This window comes from uncultured Nocardioides sp., from assembly GCF_902805925.1.
GTDB lineage: Bacteria > Actinomycetota > Actinomycetes > Propionibacteriales > Nocardioidaceae > Nocardioides.
Genome location: NZ_CADCUP010000057.1, coordinates 1 through 10,358, shown reverse-complemented (window position 1 = coordinate 10,358; position 10,358 = coordinate 1). Strand labels below are relative to the sequence as shown.

The 10,358-nt window shown below is 73.2% G+C and carries 11 protein-coding genes; 5 read left to right on the top strand and 6 right to left on the bottom strand.

All coding sequences use genetic code 11. The features are described 5' to 3' along the window. From QZX64_RS04125 to larB, 4 genes are all read right to left on the bottom strand, one after another. The coding region (locus QZX64_RS04125) for a GNAT family N-acetyltransferase (RefSeq protein WP_295657204.1) at positions 1–1,065 on the bottom strand (1,065 nt) is incomplete at its 3' end. Next, complete coding sequence (locus tag QZX64_RS04120; RefSeq protein WP_295657202.1) at positions 1,062–1,655, bottom strand: TMEM165/GDT1 family protein; 594 nt, start codon at positions 1,653–1,655, stop codon at positions 1,062–1,064. The genes QZX64_RS04120 and QZX64_RS04125, both read right to left, overlap by 4 nt. A 1-nt stretch (position 1,656) precedes the next feature. Further along, entirely contained in the window at positions 1,657–2,838 is a 1,182-nt protein-coding gene (gene larC, locus QZX64_RS04115; RefSeq protein ID WP_295657200.1) for a nickel pincer cofactor biosynthesis protein LarC, read from the bottom strand. Continuing rightward, positions 2,835–3,512 (bottom strand): nickel pincer cofactor biosynthesis protein LarB, encoded by a 678-nt coding sequence (larB, locus tag QZX64_RS04110; protein WP_295657198.1) that lies wholly within the window; start codon positions 3,510–3,512, stop codon positions 2,835–2,837. Before larB ends, larC begins: the two co-directional genes overlap by 4 nt. A 92-nt stretch (positions 3,513–3,604) precedes the next feature. On the opposite strand from larB, the gene QZX64_RS04105 reads away from it, so the two are divergent. Beyond that, the gene (locus tag QZX64_RS04105; RefSeq protein WP_295657197.1) at positions 3,605–4,396 is read left to right on the top strand and encodes a VOC family protein; all 792 of its coding nucleotides are present in this window, start codon (positions 3,605–3,607) and stop codon (positions 4,394–4,396) included. A gap of 3 nt (positions 4,397–4,399) precedes the next feature. On the opposite strand, the gene QZX64_RS04100 is transcribed toward QZX64_RS04105, so the two are convergent. Beyond that, positions 4,400–5,263, bottom strand: a complete 864-nt coding sequence (locus tag QZX64_RS04100; protein WP_295657195.1) for a prephenate dehydratase — start codon at positions 5,261–5,263, stop codon at positions 4,400–4,402. A gap of 76 nt (positions 5,264–5,339) precedes the next feature. On the opposite strand from QZX64_RS04100, the gene QZX64_RS04095 reads away from it, so the two are divergent. After that, positions 5,340–5,744: a DUF4446 family protein gene (locus tag QZX64_RS04095; RefSeq protein ID WP_295657206.1), complete on the top strand. Its 405-nt coding sequence runs from the start codon at positions 5,340–5,342 to the stop codon at positions 5,742–5,744. Positions 5,745–5,973: 229 nt separating this feature from the next. Here the strand turns inward: QZX64_RS04095 and QZX64_RS04090 are convergent, their stop codons facing one another. After that, positions 5,974–7,548: a diacylglycerol kinase family protein gene (locus tag QZX64_RS04090; protein WP_295657193.1), complete on the bottom strand. Its 1,575-nt coding sequence runs from the start codon at positions 7,546–7,548 to the stop codon at positions 5,974–5,976. 195 nt (positions 7,549–7,743) lie between these two features. Here QZX64_RS04090 and serS point away from each other — a divergent pair, with 195 nt between their 5' ends. The 3 genes from serS to QZX64_RS04075 all read left to right on the top strand — a co-directional run. Beyond that, a complete protein-coding gene (gene serS / locus QZX64_RS04085; protein ID WP_295657191.1) occupies positions 7,744–9,015 on the top strand; it encodes a serine--tRNA ligase in 1,272 nt (423 codons plus the stop codon). 32 nt (positions 9,016–9,047) lie between these two features. Then, positions 9,048–9,863: an HAD family hydrolase gene (locus tag QZX64_RS04080; RefSeq protein WP_295657189.1), complete on the top strand. Its 816-nt coding sequence runs from the start codon at positions 9,048–9,050 to the stop codon at positions 9,861–9,863. Beyond that, on the top strand, positions 9,860–10,358 hold a 499-nt coding region (locus tag QZX64_RS04075; protein WP_295657187.1), incomplete at its 3' end, for an HAD family hydrolase. The genes QZX64_RS04080 and QZX64_RS04075, both read left to right, overlap by 4 nt.

Sequence of the window (10,358 nt, the reverse complement as noted above, 5' to 3'; positions counted from 1 at the left end):
GGCGTACTCGAAGGAGTCGGTCCACTCGCCCTTGGACCAGAAGTCGCGGATCTTGTGCGCCTCGCGCCGCATGCCCAGCCGCTCGCACAGCGCGGCCGAGCGGTGGTTGCGGGCGTCGAGGAGCGCGTAGACGCGGTGGCAGCCGTAGTGCTCGAAGGCGAGGTCGAGCAGCGCCGCCGCCGCCTCGGTCGCGATGCCCCGACCGGCCGCGTCGGGGTGGACGACCCACCCCACCTCGGCCATGGACCACGACGGCTCCTGGAGCATCAGCACCACGTCACCGACCACCCGGCCGTCGAGCTCGATCAGAAGCTTGAGCCGGTGGTCCTCGACGGTGTTGGCGCGCACGTGGTCCTCGCCCGCCCGGGGCGTCCAGGGATCGGTCAGCAGGTACGCCGCCACGTCGGGGTCGCCGTAGTAGGACTGGAGCGCGGCGGCGTCGCCCGGGTGGGTCCGCCGCAGCACCAGCCGCTCGGTGTGCAGCGGAAGGTCGGGCAGACGCGGGGTGAGGTGGTCCCGGCGTACGTCGTGGACCCACACCTCGGCCGGGAGCGGCCCGCCGAGGCGCAGCCGGTCGTAGTCGGTCATCGGCAGCAGGATGCGGTCGAGCCCCGCCACCGCCTCGCCCAGGGAGCCGCGGGCGACGGGGTCGCGGGGATCGGCCTCCAGCCGGAGGATCGCCGCCTCGATCTGCTCGATGTGACCGGTCCTCTGCCGGATCCGCAGGGGGGTCACGGTCTGGAGGCAGACGTACCTGCCGCTCAGGTAGGCCGCCCACTCCTCCTCGGCCGTGGCCCGGTCCGCGTCGTCCCAGTGGCTGGTGAACCAGGCGTGCAGGCGCTCCACGCCGCCGGCCCAGCCGACCGGGTCCCGCAGGTCGGCGGGCACCATCGGCGTGCCGTCGGAGAGGTAGTACGACGGCAGCGGGAGCGACCCGGCCTCGATCAGCGCCAGCACGTCGGTCCCGGCGGGCACGAAATGTGCGCGCACGTAGGTGTCGTCGGCCTCGGTCATCGGGTGGTCGCCGTTGACGTCGCGGTAGCGACGGTGAACGGACTCGCTCATCGGACCAGCTCCCAGGTGGTGATCGCGCACAGCAGCAGGCACACGCCCGCCCCCACGAAGTGCAGCACGTGGAGGGGGATCCAGCGCAACAGGGTTCGTCCGGCGACCACGGCCAGCCCGCTCACCGCCAGCAGCGCCCCGAGCGCGCCCACGAACACGCCGACCGGCTCCTCGTACCGCGCCACCAGCGACAGGGTGAGCAGCTGCGAGAGGTCGCCCCACTCGGCGGCGAAGAGCACCAGGAAGCTGGCCGCGATCACCTTGACGCCGTGCACGTCGCCGGCGCGGGCGGCGTACTCGTCGCCGTCGACGGCCGCCGCGTGCGAGCGTCCCTCGCGGAGGAGGATGACCGCGCCGACCAGGAACATGAGCGCGGCGACACCCTGCACGACGTCCCGCGGCAGGTACGACGCGGCGTGCCCGAGTCCCACCGCGACGCCGGTCTGCACGGCGAAGGCGAGGCCGACGCCGATCCAGACGAGGAACGGGCGGTACCTCGTGCTCAGGACCAGCGTGGCGAGGAACGTCTTGTCGGGCAGCTCGACCACGAAGATGGCGGCGAAGGCGAGGCCCACCACGGTGGGCTCCATCTCAGCGTCCCTCGATCGCGGCCCTCGTCGCGGCGATCGCGTCGGCCAGCACCTCGCTGACCGGCCGGTCGAGGGCCTCGGCGGCGCGCACGACGTCGTCGTACTCGGGCTGGGCGTTGACCAGCTCGCCGTGGTGGCGGGCGAGCTTGACCGCGACCGTGCGACCGCCCACCTCGACGGCGATCATCTCTCGGTCGAGCGCGTGCTTGTCGAGCGGGATCTCGCGTACGCCGATGGTCGAGGTGTGGCGGAAGATCGCCGCGCGCACGGGCTCCGCGAGGTCGCCCCGCACGAGCACGCTGAGCGTGTGCGCCGGACGGCCCTTCTTCATCAGGATCGGCGTGAGCCAGGCGTCGGACGCGCCCGCCGCCAGCAGGGCGGCGATGACCTGCGGCCACAGCCGCGGGTCGAGGTCGTCGATGTTGGTCTCGACGAGCAGCGGGGTGGCGGGCTGCTCGGCCGTCTCGCCCACGAAGAGCCGCAGCACGTTGGCGTGCCCCTGCGGGTCACGACCGCCGGCGCCGACGCCGATCGCCGTGCTGGTCATGGGCGGCTGGGGACCCCACCCGGTGGCGAGGGTCGTGAGGAGGGCCGCGCCGGTCGGCGTGCACAGCTCCATCGCGGGCGCACCCTCCGGGCCGGCGTACGACGGCACGCCGCGCAGCAGCTCGGCGACCGCCGGCGGAGGCACCGGCAGGGTGCCGTGGGCGCCGCGCACGCTGCCCGATCCGACGGCCACCGGCGAGACGGTCACCGCGTCGCTCCCGAGCCACACGAAGCCGGCACTGGCGCCCACCACGTCGGCGATCGCGTCCAGGGCGCCGACCTCGTGGAAGGAGACGCCCATCGGGTCGGTGCCGTGGACGGTCGCCTCGGCGACCGCGAGGCGCTCGAAGACGGCGAGCGCCAGCCGGCGCACGGCGTCGTCGAGGTCGGCCTCCGAGATCAGGGTGCGGATGTCGCGCCAGGCGCGGTGGTGCTCGGAGTCGTCGATCCCGACGTGGCAGCGGGTCGCCGCGAAGCCGTTGCGCTGCACCTGCTCGACGCGCAGGGTGACGGGCTCCGGCGCGACCGCGTCGACGGCGCGCTGCACGACGTCGAGAGGCACCCCCGCCCCGACCAGCGCCCCGAGGAGCATGTCGCCGCTGGCGCCCGAGGAGGCGTCGACCCACAGCGTGCTCACGCGTGCGCCCGCCGCGCCACCCGGGCGGCGAAGACGCCGGCGCCGTAGCCGTTGTCGATGTTGACCACCGTCACCCCCGGCGCGCAGGAGTTGAGCATCGCGAGCAGGGCGGCGACGCCGCCCAGGCTGGCGCCGTAGCCGACGCTGGTGGGCACCGCCACGAGCGGGACGCCGGTCAGGCCGCCCACGACCGAGGGGAGCGCGCCTTCCATTCCCGCCACCACGACCAGGCAGTCGGCGCGCTCCAGGTCGTCGCGGACCGCGAGCAGCCGGTGCAGGCCGGCGACCCCCACGTCGGTGACGAGGTGGACGCCCGCGCCGTGCACCTGGGCCGTCAGGGACGCCTCCCGGGCCACCGGGCCGTCGGAGGTGCCGGCCGCCACGACGGCCACCAGGCCGCGTGGCTCCGGCAGGTCACCGAGGACGGCGCAACGCGCCTCCGCGTCCACGCGCGCGCCCATGGCCGTGCACGCCGCCTGCGCCTCGGGGGAGAGGCGGGTCGCCAGGATCGCGCGGTCGCGATGGCGCTCGGCCAGCGTGCCGAGGATCGAGGTGACCTGCTCCGGCGTCTTGCCGGCGCCGTACACGACCTCCGGGTCACCGGTGCGGTGCGCCCGGTCGAGGTCGACACGGGCGAACCCGAGGTCGGCGGTGCGCGGGTCGGGCTCGGTCACCCGAGAAACCTACTCGGCGGGAGCCGTTGCGGGTGTCGGTGGTGGGGTGTTGTGTGGGCGGTGGGGTCGGTCCGCACACACGAGGAGGCACGATGGCCAGGTTCGACAGCTATCCGCAGGGCACGCCCAGCTGGATCGAGCACAGCGGGCCCGACCCGGAGGCGTCCAAGCAGTTCTACGCCGGCCTGTTCGGCTGGCAGTACGACGACCGGCCGATGCACGACGGCGAGACCGTGATCGGCACCTACTCCATGGCCCGGGTCGAGGGCGACGTCGTCGCGGGGCTGAGTCCGCGGTTCGGGCAGGACGCCGACAGCGACGCCTCCTGGGGCGTCTACCTCGCCGCCGACGACGTGGACACGGCGGTGGCGCGGGCGCGGGAGGCCGGTGGCCGGGTCGAGGTCGAGCCGGTCGACGTCGGCGAGGAGGGCCGGATGGCGTGGGTGCACGACCCGGTGGGCGCCCTGGTCGGGCTGTGGCAGGGCAGGTCCTTCGCCGGCTCCCAGCGCGCCAACGAGCACGGCACCACCACCTGGAACGAGCTGGTCACGGGAGAGGGCGAGCGGGCGCTGCCGTTCTACGAGGCCGTCCTCGGCGTCACCGCCGGCGTCGTGCCGATGGGCGACGGCGCGGAGCCCTACACGACCCTCGAGGTGCAGGGCCGCTCCGTCGGAGGCATCATGGCGCCGCACGGCGACGGCGAGCCTGCGCACTGGAACGTCTACTTCCACGTCGACGACGCCGACGAGGCGGCGCGGCGGACCGTCGAGCTGGGCGGTCAGCAGGTCGTGGCGCCCTTCGACGTGCCGGGGATCGGGCGGATGGCGGCGATGGCCGACCCGCAGGGGGCGAGGTTCAACCTGATGCAGCCGCCCGCGGAGTGAGGGTCAGACCGTGCGGTCGGGCGAGGCGGGGTAGACGCCGAGGATCTTCACGTCGGTGGTGAAGAACGCGAGCTCCTCGAGCGCGTTGCGCACCGGCGTGTCCTCGCGGTGCCCGTCGACCTCGGCGAGGAACTGGGTGGCGGTGAAGCGGCCGTCGACCATGTAGCTCTCGAGCTTGGTCATGTTGACCCCGTTGGTCGCGAAGCCGCCGAGCGCCTTGTAGAGCGCGGCGGGGAGGTTGCGCACGTTGAAGATGAACGAGGTGACGACCGGGCCCTCGCCGCGCGGCGCCTCGACGTAGTCGCGCGAGAGCACCACGAAGCGGGTGGTGTTGTGGTCCTCGTCCTCGACGTCCTCGCGCAGCACCGTCAGCCCGTAGATCTCGGCGGCCAGGGCGGGCGCGAGCGCGGCCTGGGTGACGTCGTTCGCCTCGGCGATCTCGCGGGCCGCGCCGGCGGTGTCGCCGGAGACCAGCGGGGTGAGTCCGAGCTCCCGGATCACCTTGCGGCACTGGCCGAGCGCGTGCACGTGGCTGTGCACCGTCTTGATGGTGTCCTCGCTCGCGCCCTCGATCGCCATCAGGTGGAACTGGATGCGCAGGAAGTGCTCGGCGACGATGTGGAGGTCCGAGCCCGGCAGGAAGTGGTGGATGTCGGCGACCCGGCCGGCGAGCGAGTTGTCGATGGGGATCATCGCCAGCTCCGCCTCACCGCCCTCGACGGCGGCGAAGACGTCCTCGAACGACGCGCACGCCACGGCCTCCCAGTCGGGGTGGTGCTGCCGGCACACGATGTGGGAGTTGGCGCCGGGCTCGCCCTGGTAGGCGATCCGGCGTGGGGTCGCTGAGGTGCTCCCGCGTGTCGTCACGCACGCATTTTCCCACGCCGCCGGAGCGTGCGGCCCGGTGCGCCCGGCGTACGGTCATAGAGTCCGCACCGTGCCCATGGTCCCCGACAACCTGACCGCCTCCCTCGCCCTGCTCGTGGCGGTCATCGCCCTCGTGCTCGCCGTGCTCGCGCTGCGCCGGGGCGCCTCGGCCCGCGGCTCAGGCCCCGACGCGCTGCCCGAGGACGTCGTCGGACTGCGCCGGGAGGTCGCGGCGCTGAAGGCCGAGACCCGCACGGCGCTGCGCCACCTCGCGGTGGTGCGGTACGACGCGTTCGGCGACATGGGCGGCCACCTCTCGTGGTCGGTGGCCCTGCTCGACGACGCCGGCGACGGCGTCGTGCTGAGCTCCATCCACGGGCGCAGCGACGCCCGCACCTACGCCAAGAGCATCTCCGGCTGGACGTGCGAGCAGCAGCTGTCGCCGGAGGAGGACGAGGCCATCGCCCACGCCCGCCCGTGAGCGCGCGGCCTCACCCGTAGCGGTGGGTGCGGGTGTCGGACCGTGACGGAGAGCGGCTGCGGGGGTAGGTTCAGGCCGCATCCGCGCGACCGCGGACGGCCATCCCTGAAGGAGACATCATGAACACTCGTACCATCGCCATCGCTGCTCTGGTCATCGCGGTCATCCTGGTGATCGTCCTGTTCGTCGTCTGACACGTCGTCGCGCGGGCGCTCGTGCGGGACGAGCGTCAGCGCGGGACGCGGACGAGCAACCGCCCGTGGACGCACTCCATGCGCAGCTCGCGCCCGGGGCCGATCGAGTCGCCGTCGAGCTGGCGGGGCGTGTCCAGTGCCGCCCGCAGCACGACGCTCGCGCCCTTCACCCGCATGATCAGGTCGTCGGTGGACGTGCTCCTCGACAGCACCCGCGCCGCCAGCGGGATCCACGACACGAAGCGCTGCGGGTGGAGGATCACCACGTCGAGCACACCGTCGTCGATCGCGGCGTCGGGCAGCAGCGGCATCCCCGCCTGGAGGTAGCCGACGTTGCCGACCACGACGGTGCGGGCACGGTGCCGGGTGAAGTCCCCGCCGTCGACGGACACCTCGAAGCGCACGGCCGGGAACATCAGTGACTTGAAGCCGGAGAACACGTAGGCGATCCAGCCGACCTTCCGCTTGAACTCCTCGTTGACGCCCTCCATGAGCGCGGCGTCGAAGCCCATGCCCGCCATCACCATGAAGTGGGTGTCCTCGATGCCGTCGCCGCTGACGTCGACGAGGTCGATGGCACGGTCCTGGCCGTTGAGCCCGACGTCGATCGCCGAGCGCAGGTAGAGCGGGATGTCGAGGTTGCGGGCCAGGAGGTTGCCCGTGCCCGCCGGGATGATGCCGACGGGGATGCCGGTGCCGGCCAGCTCGGCGCAGACCTCGCGCACCGTGCCGTCGCCGCCGCAGACGAGCACCAGGTCCGCGCCCGCCGCCGAGGCGGCGTGCGCCATCCCGGTGCCGGGGTCCTCCACGCTGGTGTAGTGCCAGGTCGGCTCGTGCCACCCCGACTCCCGAGCCATCGCCGAGACGAGCGAGCGGAACTGGCCGACGTCCTCGACCTTGATCGGGTTGAGCACCACCGCCAGCCGGCGTTCGGAGGTGTAGACCTCCGGCAGCGGGTCGGCCGCGATCGAGATCGGGCGGGGACGCGGATCGAGGACCACCTGCACGAGCAGCGCGACCGAGAGGCCCAGCAGCGACCCGGCGATGACGTCGGTGGGGTAGTGCCGGCCGAGCAGGACCCGGTCGAGGCACACCACGAACCACAGCACGACGCACGCCGCCAGGGCGAGGCGCCGCTGGTTCGCGCGGCGCACGAACATCCAGGTGAGCACGACCAGGATCGCGGTGAAGGCGGCGATCGACGAGGCGTGCCCCGAGGGGAAGGACTTGCTGGCCAGCAGGCCCGTGGCGTCCTGCCACTCGGGCCGGCCCCGGCCCAGCCACAGCTTGAGGCCGGTCGTCGCGGCCGACGTCACGGCCATCACGACCAGGACGTACGCCGCGGCCCACCGGTGCTTGCGCAGCCACAGCGCACCCGCGAGCAGCAGGGTGAGGATCGTCATGCCGATGGTGGCGAAGGCACGCTCGAGCCCCCGCAGCAGCACCTGCAGCCAGCCGTGCTCGTCGGCCCAGTCCTCGGCGCGGCGGCCGAAGGTGTCCAGCCCGCCGAGCGGCGAGCGGTCGCCGGTGACCAGGAAGGCCAGCACGGCCAGCAGGACCAGGCTCAACCCGGCCCAGGTCAGCAGGCGGGCACGGGATCGTTCGGTCACGAGCCGAAGTATGCCGCCCGGCCCGTGCCGCGTCCGCATCGCACGCGAGGGCTGCCCCGGCTCCCCGACGAGGCCGGGCCGCAGCCCGGCGGTGGGAGCAACCGCCCCCGGGGCATCGCCTGGCCGGCGTACGTCGCCAGGGTGGAGGACGCCGCAACCGCCGCGGCGGAGCGGGCCGGCGGATAGCCTGTCCGCATGATCGATCCCCGGCTGCTGCGAGAAGAACCCGACCGCGTGCGCGCCGCCCTGGCCAAGCGCGGCCTGTCCGGCGAGGTGGTCGACCGTGCCCTCTCCGCCGACGCGGCGCGCCGCGAGGCGATCGGTGACTTCGAGGCCAAGCGCGGTGAGCAGAAGTCGCTCGGCAAGCTGGTCGCGAAGGCGCAGGGCGAGGAGAAGCAGGAGCTGCTGGCCCGGACGCGGGCGCTGGCCGCCGTGGTGAAGACGGCGGAGGCAGCCCAGAGCGCCGCGGAGGAGCAGTGGCGCTCGGTGATCATGGAGATCCCCGCGCTCGCCGCCGAGGAGGTGCCGGCCGGCGGTGAGGACGACTACGTCGTCCTGGAGACCGTGGGCACCCCCCGCGACTTCGCCGCCGAGGGGTTCGAGCCGCGCGACCACGTGGAGCTGGGGCGGATGCTCGGCGCGATCGACCTGGAGCGCGGGGCCAAGGTCAGCGGCAGCCGCTTCTACTTCCTCACCGGCGTCGGGGCGGAGCTGGAGTTCGCGCTGATCAACCTCGCCAACGAGCACGCCCGCGACCACGGCTTCACACAGGTGATCGCGCCCTCGATGGTCAAGCCGCGGGCGATGGAGGGCACCGGCTTCCTCGGGCAGGCCGCCGACGACGTCTACCGGATCGAGGGCGAGGAGATGTACCTCGTCGGCACCTCCGAGGTGCCGATGGCGGCCTACCACTCCGACGAGATCCTCGACGCCGAGACGCTGCCCCGCCGCTACGCCGCCTTCAGCCCCTGCTTCCGCAAGGAGGCGGGCTCGCACGGCAAGGACACCAAGGGCATCATCCGGGTGCACTGGTTCGACAAGGTGGAGATGTTCGTCTACTCCTCGCTCGAGGACGCCGAGGCGGAGCACCGGCGCCTGCTGTCGATCGAGAAGGCCTTCCTCGACAAGCTCGAGCTGGCCTACCAGGTGATCGACACCGCGGCCGGCGACCTCGGCCTGAGCGCGACTCGCAAGTTCGACTGCGAGGCGTGGATCCCCACCCAGGGCAAGTACCGCGAGCTCACCTCGACGTCCAACTGCACCGACTTCCAGGCGCGGCGCCTCGACATCCGCGGCCGGTTCGAGGGCGGCACCGGCCCGGTGGCCACCCTCAACGGCACGCTGTGCGCCGTGCCGCGCGCCATCGTGGCGATCCTGGAGACCCACCAGCGGGCCGACGGCTCGGTACGGGTGCCCAAGGCGCTCCAGACCTGGCTCGGGCGAGACGTGCTGGAACCCCTCCGTTGAGCGCGCCCGGCTCACCGGGGTGGCAGCCACGGATGGTCGCCCTCGACATCGACGGCACCCTGCTGAAGTGGGTGGAGGGTGCCGGCCAGGCCTACGAGCAGATCCCGCCGGCCGTCCAGGAGGCGGTCGACGCCGTCGTCGACGCCGGGGCGCACGTGGTGCTCAGCTCCGGTCGGTCGCCGCACGGCATGACCGGGATCGCCGACCTGCTGAAGATCCCCCGCGCGGACGCCGACGACCTGTGGATCGTCGCCTCCAACGGGGCCGTGGTCTTCCGCTACCCGCCCCTCGAGGTCGTGCACGAGCAGACCTTCGACGCGCGCCCGGCGGTGGAGGCGGTGCTGCGTGAGCACCCCGACGCGCTGGTGGCGGTGGAGGAGCGCGGGCTGGGCTACCGCGTCAACCGCCACTTCCCCCCGGGTGAGCTGTCGGGGGAGATGATCGAGACCGCGGTCGACGACATCATCGCCGGGCCGGTCAGCCGGGTGATCATCCGCGACCCGCAGGCCACCGCCGACGACTTCGTGGCGCTGGCCGCCCGGCTCGGCCTGCACGGCACCGACTACGTCGTGGGCTGGACCGCCTGGCTCGACCTGACACCGGTGGGGGTCTCCAAGGCCTCGGGCCTGGCGCTGGTCGCCGAGGAGCTCGGCGTCGACCGCGCCGACGTGCTCGCCATCGGCGACGGGCGCAACGACATCGAGATGCTGCGCTGGGCCGGCCGCGGGGTCGCGATGGGCCAGGCGGTGCAGGAGGTCCACGACGCCGCCGACCACGTCACCGACACCGTCTTCGACGACGGCGCGGCCCGCGAGATGATGCGCTGGTTCGGCGAGGGCCGCGGGTGATCCCACGCCTGGTCGCCACCGACCTCGACGGCACCCTCCTCCACTCCGACGGCACGGTCACGCCCGGCACGCGGACGGTGCTGGCCGAGCTCGACCGCCGCGGCGTCCCCGTCGTCTACGTGACCGGCCGGCCGGTGCGTTGGATGGATGCCCTGTGGGAGACCGTCGGCGGCCACGGCCTGGCCATCTGCTCCAACGGCGCGGTGGTCTACGACGTCACCGCGCGCGGCATCCGCAGCGTCCGTGAGATCCCGGCTGCCACCGTGCTCGAGGTCGGCGAGACGCTGCGCCGCGAGCTGCCGGGCACGTCGTACGCACTGGAGAGGACCAACGGCTTCGGGGTCGAGCCCGGCTTCCTGCGCCGTCACGACCGCAGGGTGCCGGAGGTGCCGGTGGCGCCGTTCGAGGATCTCCTCGACGGCACGGTCGTGAAGCTGCTGGCGCAGGTGGAGGACCTCGACCCCGAGACCTACTGGCGCCAGGTCGAGGCGCTCG

What these genes read in the sequence shown, in the direction of transcription:
- QZX64_RS04120 (WP_295657202.1), bottom strand. Translation starts at nt 1,655, where the DNA reads ATGGAGCCCACCGTGGTGGGCCTCGCCTTCGCCGCCATCTTCGTGGTC.
- QZX64_RS04105 (WP_295657197.1), top strand. Translation starts at nt 3,605, where the DNA reads ATGGCCAGGTTCGACAGCTATCCGCAGGGCACGCCCAGCTGGATCGAG.
- QZX64_RS04095 (WP_295657206.1), top strand. Translation starts at nt 5,340, where the DNA reads ATGGTCCCCGACAACCTGACCGCCTCCCTCGCCCTGCTCGTGGCGGTC.
- serS (WP_295657191.1), top strand. Translation starts at nt 7,744, where the DNA reads ATGATCGATCCCCGGCTGCTGCGAGAAGAACCCGACCGCGTGCGCGCC.
- QZX64_RS04080 (WP_295657189.1), top strand. Translation starts at nt 9,048, where the DNA reads ATGGTCGCCCTCGACATCGACGGCACCCTGCTGAAGTGGGTGGAGGGT.